Below are 15,818 nucleotides of genomic sequence, written 5' to 3' on the forward strand. Positions count from 1 at the left end.
GGCTTTGCACAACAACGAGATATGAGCTCAGGGTTATATAGTGGGTTTTCTGACGTGGCCAAGCAGGCCATGATGCAGCCGCAGGAGTCGATGCTGGAGACCAAAAGCCGCAAGAACAAACTTTATATAGGCATACCACGCGAGGTATCGTTTCAGGAGAACCGGATCGCACTAACCCCTTTATCAGTAGCGTTACTGGTGGATAACGGGCACGATGTGCTTTTAGAGACCAACGCCGGCAAGGCTGCAAATTTCTTAGATAGCCATTACAGCGAGCAGGGTGCACAGATCGTTTACGATACCAAAAAGGTATACGAGGCCGACATCATACTAAAAGTGGCACCACCCACCATGGCCGAGATCGAGCTGATGAAGCCCGGCCAGATCCTGATCTCGACCTTACAGATATCCACCCTTAAGGCCGAATGCCTACAGGCCATGATCAACAAAAAGATCACCGCCCTTTCATTCGAGCATTTGCGGGATGAAGGCGGTACGCTGAGTGTGGTACGAGCCATGAGCGAGATCGTTGGCGCCACCTCTATAGCCATCGCCAGTGAATACCTGAGCAATGTTTTCGGTGGCAAGGGCCTAATGCTGGGCGGCATAACCGGTGTACCACCTACCGAGATCGTGATCCTGGGTGCCGGCACCGTTGGCGAATATGCCGCACGCACCGCTATATCATTAGGTGCACAGGTGAAGGTGTTCGACCCATCGATATATAAACTACGTCGCTTGCAAAATAACATTGGCAACCGGGTATTTACCTCGGTGATCCAACCGATCGTGCTGGAGAAGGCCGTTACCACTTGCGATGTGGTGATCGGTGCTCTACGGTCAGAGGACGGACGAAGCCCTTGCATCATCAGTGAGAGCACCGTGAGTCGAATGAAACCTAATTCGGTACTCATTGATGTGAGCATTGATCAGGGAGGCTGTTTTGAGACCTCAGAGGTGACCAACCATACCCACCCGGTGTTTCGCAAGTATGATGTGATCCATTATTGTGTCCCCAATATCGCTTCGCGCGTGGCCCGTACGGCAACCTATGCGCTTACCAACATCTTTTCGCCCATCTTACTCGACATTGGGGAAAAGGGCGGCATCAATAACCTGATATGGCAAAAGGTAGGCGTTCGCAATTCGGTATACATTTATCATGGTCAGCTGACCAACAAGCATCTAGGCGAGCGTTTCAACATCCCTTGTAAGGATCTTGACCTGCTACTGGTATCTAACCGTTGATCAACCTGCACTTCCGCACGGACGGCTAATAATTCAACGATCGATCTGTTCAACTTTGTTGCTAATTTTCGCCTAAATATCAAGTACTTGATGTAGTTTAATTCCTTGTTGCGCAACAGACAGTAAGCCCTGTTTCTGTGTACCCACATTCATTTTTTCTTACCCGGTCGTTGCCGCTAAGAGTACATTGTTCAAAACATTTTGCTCTGTAATTAATTACTTCTAAACATTCTATCCGCCTATGAAAGTATTTAGCAAAGACTACTTAAAAAATCTATGGAAGATACTGGTTGCCACTTTTTCGAGCTTCAGCGATGACAACGGTTTAAAAATGAGTGCCTCGCTGGCCTACTATACCATCTTCTCTATTGCTCCGCTACTCATACTTATCCTATCGCTGGCAGGTATATTCCTTGGAGCCGATGCCGCTTCGGCCAAGCTTTACTTCCAGATCAAACAATATGTAGGGGCTGAGGCCGCCTTACAGATACAAGACATCATTAAGCACCTACAGTTCTCAGGTAAATCGGGCATTGCGCTGATCTCGGGTATCGTTACCTTGCTGATCGGTGCCAGCAGTATGTTCCTCGAGATACAGGACTCCATCAATACCATTTGGCGGGTGAAGGCTAAGCCTAAAAAGGGCTGGGTCAAAATGCTGCAAAATCGTTTCCTATCCTTTTCGCTTATTTTAGCATTAGGTTTTTTACTGATGGTGACGCTGATCGTCAACGTGGTAGTGAATGCAATTAGCGATAGGATCACTCACTTTTTACCGGCCATTACCGAACGCCTGATCGAGCTGGTGAACCTGGGCATCTCCTTCCTGGTGATCTCGACCTTATTCGGCATCATCTTTAAATTCCTGCCCGATGTTAAGATCAAGTTCAAAGATGTTCGTTCAGGAGCCTTTTTTACCGCTTTGCTTTTTATGATCGGCCAATTCGCGATCGGCTTGTATCTGAAATATTCGGCCCAGGGATCTGCCTATGGCACGGCCGGCTCACTGATCGTGTTACTGGTATGGATCTATTATACTGCCGCCATATTGTACATCGGCGCCGAATTCACCAGGATATACACTGAAGCCAATTGCGGCACCATAGAGCCTGCTGATTATGCAGTGTACATACACCAGACCGAAGAAGAGCGTCAGGTAAGTGAGATCCCGCCTAAAGTACCTGAGTTACATGAATCACTTAAGGACCCGAACGAAAAGCAGGAATGACCCATTCATCATCCATATTGAAAGCAAGCCATTGAGCTTGCTTTTTTTGTGAGATACGCACATCCATTAGCTTGTGGGATAGCAAGCGTCAGGACTTTAAACTGTTCATCCTTTGTTGTAACTTTATATAACCAGTTATAAACAGGATGTTACGCTTGCCTCACATAGCGAAATGCCTGCTCCTTTTTTTGCTTTTATACCGGACGCCGCTGGCCCATGCACAGCAGTTCGATCTGATCACGAAAAAGAAACAGGCCTGGATCAGGTTCACGCCCGTGCGCGATATGGTGGTGGTACCGCTCATGATCAACGGCAGCGGACCTTTTAACTTTGTGTTGGATACTGGCGTAGGTATCATGGTGATCACCGACCCAAAACTCGTTGATTCCATACACATCGATCAAAAGCGCACCATCAAGCTTTATGGTGTAGGCAATCTTGATGACCTGGAGGCCTATGTGACCTCGCCGCTTAACATCATAATAGGCAACAGTGTCAAAAGTGAATATGTATCGGCCGCCATATTGAAGGACGACCATTTTGGCCTGTCCAATTACGCCGGGATCAAGATACATGGCCTGTTGGGTTACGAGTTCTTTTCGCAACTGGCCGTGAAGATCAACTTCAGCGATAGCACTATCACGGTGGCACGCCCCGGCCGCTTTAAGCCTTTCAGAAAAGGCACCGTTATTCCGCTTAGTATCGAGGACCGAAAGCCTTACGTGAACACCAACGTAGCGGTAAATAACAGCAATGCCATACAGAACAAATTGCTGGTTGACCTGGGTGCAGGTCATGCCTTATTATTATAGAACCAACGATTCCGGGCCAATGATCACGACCGCTACATTACTGCCAATTTGGGTCAGGGCCTTACCGGCCCACTCAACGGACGCATAGGCCGCATAGGCGAGATCGAGGTGGGAAAGTACCGGTTCAAAAGCGTGATCACCTCGTTCCTGGATACCATGCCACGACCCGCATTCACCGTAGCGCGTGATGGTAACCTTGGGATAGGCATCCTCAAAAAATTCCTGATGGTATTCGATTATGCCAACAACAAGTTATACCTGAAGCCTAACTACAAGTTCAAAGAACCCTTTGAGCATGACATGAGTGGGTTAGAATATTACGCGGCCGGCAATGAGCTCAAGAACATTATCGTGAGCAGGGTAGAGCCCGGCTCAGCAGGGGCCGATGCGGGTATCAAAGCAAATGACCAGATCACTGGCATTAATTTAAGGTCGGTAGGTCAGATGACCATGACCGAGATCGATAACTTGTTTCGGTCGAGGGATAAGCGGAGCCTGGTAGTAGAGGTATATCGTGATGGTGAGTACCTAACGGTGATCCTCACCCTAAAGCGGCGGGTATGAAGGAGAGATGTTCGGGGCGGATGTGCCCTGTAAGTATCAGACTAAAAAGACACATCCGCCGCCTAACTCATTTCAACTGGCTGATGTTCTCGTAAAAAGCCATTTGCAGGTCTAATAACGACCGTACTTTCAGCTGTTCTCCGTAGGCATCAAAACAAATGAATCGTGATCTTTCAGGTTTGTCCTGACTTACCTTCTCCAAAAAATTGAAGGTCTCGAAAAAGTAGTGCCGTGTGGTCACCTTACTCTTGTTGTTGGTTTGTGATGAATTGAGCCGAAAGCCGATCTTGTCCATCCAGTTGTGCACCCGTGAGTGCAAATTAGCGCGCATTGTGTTCATAGGGTATCATTTAAGGTCAGTGGGTCATAAAAAATACTTGAGTCATTTTTATGAACTTAAAGTTAATATCGTTCTCGCAACGATGGTCAACCCGATAAAATGTATGTCTTACCCTCACATATTGTGCCGATCAGCACCAACTAATACTTTGATCGTCAATATTATACAATATACTATTACACCTTGGCTTAGGCCGATCCATAGCAGCGCGATATACCGTCCACATTAACGTATAGTTCAATGAACACCACCGACCTTAACCTGCTGCAACTACGCTGATATTGTTACAATATCATTTAAAACCTTAGCAGCTGCTTTGAGTTAAGATTGCCGATGGTCACCTTAACAACTGATCAGCAATCATTTGCGTGATCGGCCGCTGAGGGTCTGTTCGGTCACAATTATGAAACATAAGGGTATATCTTGTAACAATACTATGGTCGGTGTATATAATATTAAAAGAAATGGGAACTTTGTCAGCCAATAATTCAACGCACGTTATCATTAAATCATATAAGGCCTTTAACGATCTTATGAAAAAAGTTCTCCTTTTAATGGCCATACTGTTCAGTGTGGCGACCTATACCCAAGCGCAGACCGGACGCCAGGTCCATGGTATGGTGGTAGATTCTACCAAGCAGGCACTGGTGGGCAGTACTATCAAATTGACCTCCGACAAGAACGAAACAGCTAATACCATGGCCGATGCCACCGGTAAGTTCTCATTCTCGGGGATCAAAGGCTCTAAGCTTACCCTTACCGTTAGCTCGATCGGCTATGAAGGGTTGATCAAACATTATACACTTGCTGCCGACGGGCAAGCTGCCGATGTGGGCAGCATTGTGCTGAAACCTGAAGCAAGACAGCTGAACGCGGTGACCGTTGTAGGCACTAACCCGGTAACTTTGAAAGAAGATACGGTGGAATACCGCGCCAGCGCTTATAAAGTAAGGGCCAACTCGCCAGTTGAAGATCAGTTAAAACGCATACCCGGCGTTGACGTAGATGCGCAGGGCAATGTGAGCGCACAAGGCAAGCAAGTTACCAAGGTGCGTATAAACGGTAAAGACTTTTTTGGCGGCGACGTACAAACAGCCACCAAAAACCTGCCTGCCGACCTGGTAGAAAGCTATCAGATCGTAGATGATTATGGTGATCAGGCCAACGTGACCGGTATCAAGACCGGCGAACCTAACAAGATACTGAACATCACCATTCGTAAGGATAAGAACCACGGCTACTTTGGTCAGGCTACCGCAGGCGATGGATCTGACCTGCTACCTAAAAAGGCGAGCAGCTCCAATACCCTTTTCGACCCTGATACCAAGAACGCCAATCGGTATGTTGGCATACTAAACATATTCAAATTCAACAACGATCAGCAGATCGCTGTGTTAGGCAACATCAACAATACCAACGTTAACACTTTTTCATTCGGTAGCGCTACCGGCGGTGGAGGTGGCGGCGGTGGCTTTGGTGGAGGAGGCGGCGGTTTCGGCGGCGGCGGTAACCGTGGTGGCGGCGGCTTTGGCGGCGGTGGCGGTGGCCGGGGTAATGCCGGCAGGGGCGGCGGCGGTCAAACCACCAATGCGGCCGGTATTAATGATACCAAGACCATCGGTACTAACTTTCGCGATCAATGGGGTAACATGTCGGTATACGGCAGCTACAGTTTTGAGGACAAGAGCGTATATACCAAAAGCCGTAACTTTCAACAGAACATCAACCCGGGAGCGGCCACCACAAGTGACCAGCAGAGCGAGCAGACCGATAATAACACTAACCATCGGTTGACCTGGAATATGGAATATAAGCCAGACACCCTGAATTACTTCAAGCTCAATCCAACCTTCTCTTACACCAGCACCGGTACAGTAGCTGATGAAGTGGTCAAGTCTACGCTTCGTGGTGCCGACAACCTTGCTTATAACACTAATACTAATAGCACATCGGCATCGCCTAACTTAGGTGCTACATTATTATATAACCACCGCTTTAACGGTGTTGGACGAAATTTGAGCATCAACCTGTCGTTCAACAGCACCCGCAATTATAGCTTTGACAACCCGATATATACTTACGAGCCTACCACTGTAGCACGTTTGGCCATTCCGGTGAATCAATTGGTGAATACATATTACCGCGCCATTACTTCGGGCGCTACGTTATCATACATTGAGCCGTTGAGCAAGGTATCTTTCCTGGAGTTGAACTATGCGTACAACCGTACCACCAACAAGAACGATAATCACACCGATACGCTTAATATCGTAGGCACACCGATCGTTTACCCTATCGGTACCAATAACTATGATTATACCTTTACCACGCACCGTGTGGGCTTGAACTACCGTTTCATCAAACCTAAGTACAACCTTACTTTGGGTGCCGGCGTATTGCCGAGCAAGTTAGAGGGCTCAGGTACCGCTTATGACCCCATCAAGCTGGCTAACGTTAACCCGGTGACCAACCGCAGCACCTTTAACTTTGTACCTACTGCACGTTTTGCTTATAACTTTTCAAGAAGCCAGTCACTTAACTTTAACTACAACGGATCGAACAACCAGCCGAGCTACAACCAACTGGTACCTGTAGTTAACCTGTCTAACGCATTGTACCCCGTACAAGGTAACCCTGATCTTAAACCAGAGTTCACCAACAACTTCAACCTGCGTTATAACAAGTTTAGCTTCGAGACCGGGAATATCTTCTTTACCAACCTGAGCTTCACGCAAACTAATAATAAGATCGTGACCACTTCTACCGTATACGATAACAAGTTCACGGCTGCAGCACTGGCCGCTAATCCGGGCATCAGGGTGTTCAAGAATACCATCTTCTCTAACTACCTGAACGCTGATGGCTACTATCAAGGCCAGGCCAACGTATTGTTCGCTAAGCCATGGGCACAGCGTAAATACACCGTGTTGTTAGGTGCAAGCCTCACCTACACTAATAACATCTCGTTCACCAACCGTGTCGACTCAAATAACATTGCTACGCCATTCGAAAAGAACGTAGCCAAGAACATCGCTTTTGCACCAAACCCACGTTTTAGGATCAACATTTTAGATAAGATCGATCTGGAAGCAGGTGGCCGTTATACTATTAACAAGACCACCAACTCGCTTACTAACTCGAACAACCCGTTATTGAACGGCAATACCAACATCCGTACATTGGACCTGACGCTTAATGGCAAGCATTACATTTTAAAGGACTGGACCTTCGCGTACGATTTTACCCGTACCGTGAACTATGGCTACTCGTTCGCTGTGCCTAATCCTAACATCTTGAACATGTACGTGGAGCGCCGTTTCCTGAAAGCTAATGCGGCGACCATCCGTTTACAAGCATTCGATATATTTAACCAGAACGCGGGCTTCTCGGCCAGCAGCAATGGTAACGTGATCACCCAAACGCAAAACAACCGTTTAGGCCGTTATGCCTTACTGACCTTTACTTACCGCTTGCAAAACTTTGCAGGCCGCTCACCTGCTCAAAACGGCGGTGATCGCAGAGGCGGCTTTGGTGGTGGCGGTAACCGCGGTGGAGGCGGCGGCTTTGGCGGTGGTGGCAACGGCCCTGGCGGCGGTCCAAGCATTTACTAACACCATTTAGCCCAACATAAAAAGCCCATCAGTATGACACTGATGGGCTTTTGTATTTATAGGCAGAGAGAGTTATTGGGATATCACACCTTTACCAACACATTGTTGATCGTGCGTTCCAGGTCGTCAAGGTCAAATGGTTTGGCCAGGTAGCTTTCGGCGCCGGCGTTGCTGGCCAGTAACTGGATGTCACTGTTGGCCGAGAAGTATATCACCGGGATCTCTTTGAGCTTGATATTGCTTTTGAGGGTCTGAGTGGCAACGATGCCACCCGCATCAGGGATCCAGTTATCCATCAGGATAACGCGGGGCATTACCGACGATACCTTCTCCACGATGTTATTACAATCGGTGAAAGTGTGCACGTCCCAGCCCTGTTCCTCTAATATGTATGCGCAGATAGATAGTATATCCTCATCGTCATCAAAGATCACGATCTTTTTGCTGTCAAAGTCGTTCATAGGTATGGCAGTAGTAGTATAGTATACAGATCGGTGCAGAACTGTATAGTTTAATGGAATTTAGTTCGTACGTAAATAACCTTGTGATCAGTTTCCTGATGATGATACTGTTTACTAAGCGGCCTGTTTAGTTATCCAGGCATGGAACATGGCAAAGGTCTGGTCGGCCGTGTGTATCATTTTGGCCTCTTCCTGCTCGTTTTTAGGCTTCTCATCCAAACGCTGTTTAAATGCTTGCCACATGGCGTCGGTATCTTCCCCGTAGCCGTTAAAAAAAGACAGGCCTTTACCATCTGGAATATTCAATTGTTGTGCCATCATTTTGCTGATGATCTTTCCGCCCAATGTAGATCCCTCTATCACATACATAGCGGCAAATGCATCGAGTGTATCATTGATCGGCGGCAGATCAGCCCCTGTCGCTTTAGGTAACGGCTGGCCACCGAGGTCAATAATATCCTGAGCCAGCGCGGCCGACTTGCGCCTCGCAGCATGATCAGAAAGTTCATTGGCGTTGATGTGCTGATCGATCAGGGTTTCGAGTCCGCCAAAGTAGGTGTAAAAAAGCTGGAGCAGATCCACATAGTCCTGCGGTGAGCGAATGCTCTTCATTTTTACCACCAGCATCTTTTCGAGCTGTTGGTGATTGGCCAAGGTTTCCTTTTTTAAATTTTCTGAGAGCATTTATAGATAGTATAGTTAGATATATCGTTGATCTTATTCCAACACGTCGGGATAGGATATCTTGAGTTCGTCGGTCACCCTTTGTCTTGATGGCCTCAGGCTGCCCATTAAGACAAGCAGTAAAATGGCTACGCCAACGTTCAATAGTGAACCCGATAACAGGAACGCCACTACGTTGAACAATGCGGCACCTTCTAATAAAGCCCAACGCGTAATATTGGCACTAAGTATTGCGGTAGTTTTTGGCTCAGCGGCAAACTGGTATCGATCTTACCCAAAAGGTTATTGAACAGCGCACTGCTGATGATGACGCTCACTACGGCCATTCCACAAGCAACATATACCAGGGTTAAGTGTGTTTCATCGACCGGTAACAGCGCTAAGCTATTGGCATTGTTAACGAACGAGATGACCATGAACAGGGCCACACCGATCATCAGTGCCAGGTGAACGATCTGCATCGACCTAAGGGTAAGCTTGGGGTTCGCGGTTTCCATAATATATCAGTTCATTTAAAATATCAGATCAGCCGGCCCAGCCTTCGCGGTCCAAACTGCGAAAGTGGATGGCCTCTGCTAAGTGTTCCATTTGTATGTTTTCGGTACCGGCCAGATCGGCTATGGTGCGCGCCACTTTCAATATGCGGTCGTAAGCCCGGGCTGAAAGCCCCAGCTTTTCCATCGCCTTTTTAAGCAGCAGTTGCCCGGCCTCGTTGATCTTGCAAATATCACGTACCATTTGCGGCGTCATTTGCGCGTTAGCATGCAGGTCGGGCTTGTTGCCAAAGCGTTCGGTCTGGATATCGCGTGCTTTGATAACCCGTTCCCTAATGATCTCACTCTTTTCGGCCAAACGGTCCGATGCCAGCTCATTGAAGTTCACCGGCGTTACCTCTACATGTAGGTCAATACGGTCAAGCAATGGACCCGATACCTTGCTCAGGTATTTTTGCACCACGCCCGGCGGACAAACACATTCCTTTTCGGGATGATTGTAATAGCCGCAGGGGCATGGGTTCATGCTGGCGATCAGCATGAAGCTCGACGGGTAATCGACCGTGAATCGAGCACGTGAGATGGTCACCCTGCGCTCTTCCAATGGCTGGCGCATCACCTCCAACACGGTGCGTTTGAACTCCGGCAACTCATCTAAAAAGAGCACCCCGTTGTGCGCCAGCGATATCTCACCGGGCTGGGGGTTGCCGCCTCCGCCCACCAAAGCCACATCACTGATCGTATGGTGCGGCGAGCGGAACGGCCGGGTGGTCACCAGCGCATCGGCCGCAGCCAGTTTACCGGCCACAGAGTGTATCTTGGTGGTCTCTAATGATTCCTGTAAACTCAATGGGGGCATAATGGTGGGCATGCGTTTGGCCAGCATGGTCTTACCTGCACCGGGCGGGCCGATCAGAATCACATTATGCCCACCGGCAGCCGCTATCTCCAGTGCCCGTTTGATGTTCTCTTGCCCTTTTACCTCGCTAAAGTCGTTGGCGTAATTGCACAAGCTATCGTAAAACTCCTCCCGGGTGTTCACTACGGTCAGCTCAAGGTTGCTCTCACCATTGAAAAAGCCGGCCACCTCGCGTATACTTTCTACACCGTAAACTTCAAGGTCGTTCACAATGGCCGCTTCACGGGCGTTCTGTTTAGGCAGGATGAAACCCTTGAAACCCTCTTTGCGTGCCTGGATAGCGATGGGCAACGCGCCTTTGATCGGTTGCAAACCTCCATCAAGTGAAAGTTCGCCCATGATCAGGTATTTGTCCAAACCCTCGGTCTGCATCTGGCCACTGGCAGCGAGTACACCGGCAGCAATGGTCAGATCGTACGCCGAACCCTCTTTGCGAATATCGGCGGGGGCCATGTTCACCACCACCTGTTGGCGGGGCATCTTGTAACCGCAATTCTTTAAGGCCGATTCGATACGGAAATAGCTTTCCTTGATGGCCACGTCGGGCAGGCCAACAATAAAATACTTCGTGCCGGCAGCAATATTCACTTCCACCGTTATAGTGGTGGCCTCGATACCGTATACGGCACTGCCGAAGGTCTTTACTAACAAGTCGGGTATGATTAAGAAAAAGAAAGCTGAAAGATAACAGATTTTACTTATAACACCTACAGCTAAAATAATATGAGAGCGCTCGTAAGAGCGACCCTATATCGATCAAAGACCATTGATCTTAATTTCGTATATTTGCCGCTCATTTAACGCTGTTTGCAGCAGTATCGATGTTTTATGGCAAAATATAACACCTTACTTTACTATTGTTATTCAACAATAGCTGATGCGGAGCAATTTGCTGCCGATCACCTCAAATTTTGTAAAAGCCTGGGCCTTACGGGCCGCATCATCGTTGCTGATGAAGGTTTGAACGGTACAGTTTCGGGTACGCCAGAAGCCTGCCGTGCTTACATGGATGCCGTGCATGCCGATGAACGCTTTGCCGCCACCGATTTTAAGATCGATGAGGTGGATGAGCCTTCATTTGTGAAGATGCACGTGCGCTATAAATCTGAGATCGTGCACTCGGGCCTTCGCGATCCCAACATCATCAACCCTAACGAGCGTACCGGCAAACACCTGGAGCCGGCGGAGTTCATGGCCATGAAAGATGATGAAGATGTGGTGGTGCTTGACGTACGCTCCAACTACGAACACTCAGTAGGCAAATTCAAGAACGCGGTGACGCTCGACATCGAGAATTTCCGTGATTTTCCGGCCATGATCGACCAGTTGGCACAGTACAAAGACAAAAAGATCCTGACCTATTGCACCGGCGGTATCAAATGCGAAAAGGCATCGGCCTTGCTGTTGCACGAAGGCTTTGAGAACGTATACCAGTTACATGGCGGCATCATCAAATACGGTAAAGAAGTTGGCGGTAAAGATTTTGAGGGCAAATGTTATGTGTTCGATAACCGTTTAACGGTAGACGTGAATAGCGTGAATCCGGAAGTGATATCGACCTGTCGCAACTGTGGAAAGATCACGCCTAAAATGATCAATTGCGCTAATCCGGAGTGCAACGAGCATTTCACTCAATGCGATGAGTGCGGTACCCAATTGGAAGGTTGCTGCTCTACCACATGTCAAAGCCATCCACGCAAACGTGTTTATGACGGTACCGGATATTATGTAAAAGTTCCGCAGCCGATCAACACCAGTAAAAAGAACAAAGTACAATTGGTACAAGAGTAACTGATGTAGATGGCATTCAGAGAGCTATCACTGAATCAAACCACATAAAAAGCCTTGCTAATGGTGACCTTAGGTAACCATTGCAAGGCTTTTTCAATTACATAGCGCTTAAAAAACAATGCCCCGGCCTGTTGTGCAGACCGGGGACATGGTTCAAAAAACTATTAATGTAACGCTATTTTAATTGCTGCTTTGTTTGGCTTGTTGCTTCAACTCGTCGTTAGCAACGATCACGATCTCCACACGACGATTCTGTGCACGGCCAGCTTCAGTAGTATTATCAGCGATCGGCTCGGTCAAACCTTTACCTTGAGTGCTCAAACGGCTGCTGCTCACACCATGTGAAGCGATGTACGCTTTCACAGCTTCCGCGCGGCGTACGCTCAGGTCCTGGTTGTAAGTAGCGCTACCGGTGTTATCGGTATGACCCACGATCAGGATGTTGGTTTGCGGGTTGTTGGTCAGCGAGGTAGACAAGTTGGTCAGGTTAGATTGTGCGGCACCTTTCAGGTTGGTCTTATCCACATCGAACAGGATCCCTGAATCGAATTTCACTAATATACCTTCTCCCTGACGTTCAACAGTGGCACCTGGTACACTTTGCTTGATCTCGGCAGCCTGGCGGTCCATTTTGCGACCAATAAAAGCACCTGCGGTACCACCTACAGCGCCACCTATAATGGCTCCTAACGCTGTGTTACCAGCACTTTTACCTATAATGGCACCTATGGTACCACCTGCACCGGCACCAATGGCCGCGCCTTTTTGTGTTTTGGTGAGTGAGTTACAGCCCGCACCGATCAAGGTAGCTGTAGCAAGGGTAACAGCAATGATAGCTGTTTTGAATTTTACGATCTTCATGGTTAAATGTGTGAACACTTGATATGTTGCCATATTGCAAAGGCAATGCCAAAGCACGGTTGTGGGCTTCACATTTAACTACACTTAACTACCACGACGATGAACGCCTTGCAGGTTAAGTATTTTTATTATTCAGAAAGCTACGGGTGCGACAGGTCATACTTAGTGTCCTTAAAAAGGTATGATCACCGTATAAAAATATGGGCTATGTGTACGCAACGTCAAAGCGCCAACTTTAAGTGGATAAACCCCGAATAAATAGCGATATTGAGCGCCATAACACGTATTCAGGATATTGAGCACTCTTACACCGGCACAACGTACATGGCAAATATTTCAACGCAACCGATCAGCCCTTGCGGGCATGGTGATCATTGCGCTGGCCGTGCTGGCTGCGATATTGGGCTACCTGATCATGCCCGATAGCTCGCCCAACGGCAACAACATGTCGTTACCTCTGAGCCTTAAAAAGCCCGGAGCTAGTTTTACCCTCTTACTTGTCCCCAAGACCGACCAGATCGAGCACACCAATATCTTTCAGAGAATGCTATACGGGCAGCCTGTCATCAACAACGAAGTGCCTATCACCGGTTACAGCTTTAAAGGCGATTCCATCCTCATCGACGAATACATCAGCGATGAGGATAAGCCCGAGCGAAAGGCCTTCCATTTACACGAGGTACTCACCGGCCGCCCTATGCCTGCGGGCAGTTCCATGGGCGGGCATAAAGATGTATACCAAGCCCAGATCCGGCAAAAACATATCATTGACCGTACCTTTTGGCTGGGGAGCGATATTTATGGCCGCGACCTGCTGAGCCGCATCATATTAGGTGCCCGCATATCACTGGCGGTGGGCATTATGGCCGTGCTGATCAGTTTGCTCATCGGAGTAAGCGTAGGCGCACTGGCCGGCTATTATGGTGGAAAGGTAGATGCCGTGCTAAGCTGGCTCATGAACATCCTGTGGTCGTTACCAGCACTGCTGCTGGTGATCGCCTTATCATTCGCGCTGGGTAAAGGGCTTTGGCAGATCTTCATCGCGGTGGGGTTATCTATGTGGGTGGAGGCGGCACGCTTGGTACGCGGGCAGGTGATCAGCCTTAAGCAAGCCGAATACATTGAGGCGGCCCGGGCATTGGGTTATAATGACCGTCGCATCATCATTAAACACATTTTGCCTAATATGGCCGGCCCGATACTGGTTATAGCGGCCTCCAACTTTGCCTCGGCCATATTATTGGAGGCGGGCCTCAGCTTTTTAGGCTTCGGGGCGCAGCCACCAACACCTACTTGGGGCGGCATGATCCGCGAGCATTACGGTTATATTATTATGGATGCTGCCTACCTGGCCTTGCTGCCCGGTGTGGCCATTATGCTTATGGTTTATGCGTTCAATCTGGTGACCACCGGCCTGCGCGACGCTTTTGATATAAGATCACAAAACATTCGGTTGTGAACAAAATTTTCTAATTTAGGACACCTTACAACAAAAATGCAGAATATAGACGACGCGTCGGGCGAGGATGAACTGATCAAACTGCTATTGAAAAGGCAGTGGGAGCTTAACTCCCTGCTCGAGGTCACACAGGCTATCAACAAGAACACCACTGCACCGGTGTTGCTGCAAATGCTGGAAGTTATTTTAAAGAACTACTTGCAGGTAGGGAAGTTGCGCTTTTTGATCGAGAAGCAAGGCAGCTATGTTTGCGTTTCTAAATACGGCGGCGAGTTCGAAGGCGTATCTGTACTGCATAAGGCCTGCACCATCCTCAAAAAAGCCAAGACCCCGACCACGTTAAAAGGACACACTGATAAGGTACTCTCTCAATACAACTACTTCATCCCCATCTATCATAAGAACAAGCCTTTGGCTTACGCCCTCATTGGCGATTTTACGCTATCGGGTGAGATGATGAGCAATGACCTTAACTTCATGCAAACCCTCATTAACGTGATCGTGGTGGCATTGGAGAATAAAAAGCTATTCAGGGAGCGCTTACAGGCCGAACGTTTTCAGCGCGAGATGGAGCTGGCCGTTGAGGTACAGAACATGCTGATCCCGGTAAAGACCCACAAGGATCACGCCGTCGAGGTAAGCGCCAAGTACCTGCCTCACCAGGATATCGGTGGCGATTACTTTGACTTTTTCCGCATCAACAACGATGAATTTATTTGGTGCATTGCCGACGTATCGGGTAAAGGTATCGCCGCAGCCTTGCTGATGGCCAACTTTCAGGCCAGTTTGCGTGCCTGGGCCACCGTGGAGAACGACCTGGGCAACGTGGTGCAAAAGCTCAACAGCATTGTGATCCGCAATACCAAAGGCGAGCGTTTCATCACCCTTTTCCTGGCCAAATACAACGAGCGGAGCCGCAAACTCTGCTACGTGAACGCAGGTCATAATCCTACCATGCTCTTTAATGGTACACAGGTGCAAAATCTCAAGACCGGCACCACCATGATCGGCGTATTTGACGAGCTGCCCTTCCTTACCCAAGGGGATGTTACCGTTGAACCCGGATCGCTGGTATTCAACTATACCGATGGTTTGATGGACTACGAGCAGGACCAGGACAATCGCTGGAACGAAGAGCGTCTGTCGGCCTACATCACTGAGCATGGCCACAACCCTCCCGAAAAATTCAACAAGGGATTGATGGATCACTTGGGCCGGGTGATCAAAGGCAAACGTATCGACGATATCACCCTCCTCACCATTAAGATCCTTTAACCAGGCCCGCATCTCCGACCGAAAGCTATTTCATCAAAACATCAACGTTCCTGAACGATCGTTACAGACGT

The 15,818-nt window shown here is 48.5% G+C and carries 15 protein-coding genes; 8 read left to right on the forward strand and 7 right to left on the reverse strand.

Features of this window, described 5'->3' with window-relative positions; genetic code table 11:
- The first annotated feature begins 21 nt into the window (after positions 1-21).
- The 4 genes from LLH06_RS20125 to LLH06_RS20140 all read left to right on the forward strand — a co-directional run bounded on the left by LLH06_RS20125 (position 22) and on the right by LLH06_RS20140 (position 3,852).
- Positions 22-1,248, forward strand: coding sequence for an alanine dehydrogenase (locus LLH06_RS20125; protein WP_228171081.1), 1,227 nt, complete (start codon positions 22-24; stop codon positions 1,246-1,248).
- Positions 1,249-1,489: 241 nt separating this feature from the next.
- Entirely contained in the window at positions 1,490-2,476 is a 987-nt protein-coding gene (locus LLH06_RS20130; protein WP_228171082.1) for a YihY/virulence factor BrkB family protein, read from the forward strand.
- Between the two features lie 146 nt (positions 2,477-2,622).
- The gene (locus tag LLH06_RS20135; protein WP_228171083.1) at positions 2,623-3,288 is read left to right on the forward strand and encodes an aspartyl protease family protein; all 666 of its coding nucleotides are present in this window, start codon (positions 2,623-2,625) and stop codon (positions 3,286-3,288) included.
- Positions 3,289-3,336: 48 nt separating this feature from the next.
- The gene (locus LLH06_RS20140; protein ID WP_228171084.1) at positions 3,337-3,852 is read left to right on the forward strand and encodes a PDZ domain-containing protein; all 516 of its coding nucleotides are present in this window, start codon (positions 3,337-3,339) and stop codon (positions 3,850-3,852) included.
- Between the two features lie 67 nt (positions 3,853-3,919).
- Here LLH06_RS20140 and LLH06_RS20145 read toward each other — a convergent pair whose 3' ends face one another.
- The gene (locus LLH06_RS20145) at positions 3,920-4,192 is read right to left on the reverse strand and encodes a hypothetical protein (protein WP_228171085.1); all 273 of its coding nucleotides are present in this window, start codon (positions 4,190-4,192) and stop codon (positions 3,920-3,922) included.
- Positions 4,193-4,725: 533 nt separating this feature from the next.
- Here LLH06_RS20145 and LLH06_RS20150 point away from each other — a divergent pair.
- A complete protein-coding gene (locus tag LLH06_RS20150) occupies positions 4,726-7,803 on the forward strand; it encodes an outer membrane beta-barrel protein (RefSeq protein WP_228171086.1) in 3,078 nt (1,025 codons plus the stop codon).
- An 83-nt stretch (positions 7,804-7,886) separates the two neighbouring features.
- Here the strand turns inward: LLH06_RS20150 and LLH06_RS20155 are convergent, their stop codons facing one another.
- From LLH06_RS20155 to LLH06_RS20175, 5 genes are all read right to left on the reverse strand, one after another.
- Positions 7,887-8,264 carry a response regulator gene (locus LLH06_RS20155; RefSeq protein ID WP_228171087.1) on the reverse strand — a complete coding sequence of 126 codons (378 nt, stop codon included), beginning with the start codon at positions 8,262-8,264 and terminating at the stop codon, positions 7,887-7,889.
- Positions 8,265-8,378: 114 nt separating this feature from the next.
- Positions 8,379-8,948 (reverse strand): biliverdin-producing heme oxygenase, encoded by a 570-nt coding sequence (locus LLH06_RS20160; protein WP_228171088.1) that lies wholly within the window; start codon positions 8,946-8,948, stop codon positions 8,379-8,381.
- 33 nt (positions 8,949-8,981) lie between these two features.
- On the reverse strand, positions 8,982-9,131 hold the full coding sequence (locus tag LLH06_RS20165) for a hypothetical protein (RefSeq protein ID WP_228171089.1): 150 nt from the start codon (positions 9,129-9,131) through the stop codon (positions 8,982-8,984).
- An 11-nt stretch (positions 9,132-9,142) separates the two neighbouring features.
- Entirely contained in the window at positions 9,143-9,445 is a 303-nt protein-coding gene (locus tag LLH06_RS20170) for a hypothetical protein (RefSeq protein ID WP_228171090.1), read from the reverse strand.
- A 28-nt stretch (positions 9,446-9,473) separates the two neighbouring features.
- Positions 9,474-11,012, reverse strand: a complete 1,539-nt coding sequence (locus LLH06_RS20175) for a YifB family Mg chelatase-like AAA ATPase (protein WP_228171091.1) — start codon at positions 11,010-11,012, stop codon at positions 9,474-9,476.
- A gap of 177 nt (positions 11,013-11,189) precedes the next feature.
- Here LLH06_RS20175 and trhO point away from each other — a divergent pair, with 177 nt between their 5' ends.
- Positions 11,190-12,152: an oxygen-dependent tRNA uridine(34) hydroxylase TrhO gene (gene trhO / locus LLH06_RS20180; protein ID WP_228171092.1), complete on the forward strand. Its 963-nt coding sequence runs from the start codon at positions 11,190-11,192 to the stop codon at positions 12,150-12,152.
- 180 nt (positions 12,153-12,332) lie between these two features.
- Here the strand turns inward: trhO and LLH06_RS20185 are convergent, their stop codons facing one another.
- Positions 12,333-13,046 (reverse strand): OmpA family protein, encoded by a 714-nt coding sequence (locus LLH06_RS20185; RefSeq protein WP_228171093.1) that lies wholly within the window; start codon positions 13,044-13,046, stop codon positions 12,333-12,335.
- Positions 13,047-13,308: 262 nt separating this feature from the next.
- Between LLH06_RS20185 and LLH06_RS20190 the strand changes: the two genes are divergently transcribed.
- The gene (locus tag LLH06_RS20190; RefSeq protein WP_228171094.1) at positions 13,309-14,472 is read left to right on the forward strand and encodes an ABC transporter permease; all 1,164 of its coding nucleotides are present in this window, start codon (positions 13,309-13,311) and stop codon (positions 14,470-14,472) included.
- 36 nt (positions 14,473-14,508) lie between these two features.
- On the forward strand, positions 14,509-15,747 hold the full coding sequence (locus LLH06_RS20195) for a PP2C family protein-serine/threonine phosphatase (RefSeq protein ID WP_228171095.1): 1,239 nt from the start codon (positions 14,509-14,511) through the stop codon (positions 15,745-15,747).
- The last annotated feature ends 71 nt before the right edge of the window (positions 15,748-15,818 follow it).

The sequence above is a fragment of the Mucilaginibacter daejeonensis genome (genome assembly GCF_020783335.1).
Lineage (GTDB): Bacteria > Bacteroidota > Bacteroidia > Sphingobacteriales > Sphingobacteriaceae > Mucilaginibacter > Mucilaginibacter daejeonensis.

What these genes read in the sequence shown, in the direction of transcription:
- LLH06_RS20150 (WP_228171086.1), top strand. Translation starts at nt 4,726, where the DNA reads ATGAAAAAAGTTCTCCTTTTAATGGCCATACTGTTCAGTGTGGCGACC.
- trhO (WP_228171092.1), top strand. Translation starts at nt 11,190, where the DNA reads ATGGCAAAATATAACACCTTACTTTACTATTGTTATTCAACAATAGCT.
- LLH06_RS20195 (WP_228171095.1), top strand. Translation starts at nt 14,509, where the DNA reads ATGCAGAATATAGACGACGCGTCGGGCGAGGATGAACTGATCAAACTG.
- LLH06_RS20125 (WP_228171081.1), top strand. Translation starts at nt 22, where the DNA reads ATGAGCTCAGGGTTATATAGTGGGTTTTCTGACGTGGCCAAGCAGGCC.
- LLH06_RS20155 (WP_228171087.1), bottom strand. Translation starts at nt 8,264, where the DNA reads ATGAACGACTTTGACAGCAAAAAGATCGTGATCTTTGATGACGATGAG.
- LLH06_RS20185 (WP_228171093.1), bottom strand. Translation starts at nt 13,046, where the DNA reads ATGGCAACATATCAAGTGTTCACACATTTAACCATGAAGATCGTAAAA.
- LLH06_RS20170 (WP_228171090.1), bottom strand. Translation starts at nt 9,445, where the DNA reads ATGGAAACCGCGAACCCCAAGCTTACCCTTAGGTCGATGCAGATCGTT.
- LLH06_RS20130 (WP_228171082.1), top strand. Translation starts at nt 1,490, where the DNA reads ATGAAAGTATTTAGCAAAGACTACTTAAAAAATCTATGGAAGATACTG.
- LLH06_RS20135 (WP_228171083.1), top strand. Translation starts at nt 2,623, where the DNA reads ATGTTACGCTTGCCTCACATAGCGAAATGCCTGCTCCTTTTTTTGCTT.
- LLH06_RS20160 (WP_228171088.1), bottom strand. Translation starts at nt 8,948, where the DNA reads ATGCTCTCAGAAAATTTAAAAAAGGAAACCTTGGCCAATCACCAACAG.
- LLH06_RS20145 (WP_228171085.1), bottom strand. Translation starts at nt 4,192, where the DNA reads ATGAACACAATGCGCGCTAATTTGCACTCACGGGTGCACAACTGGATG.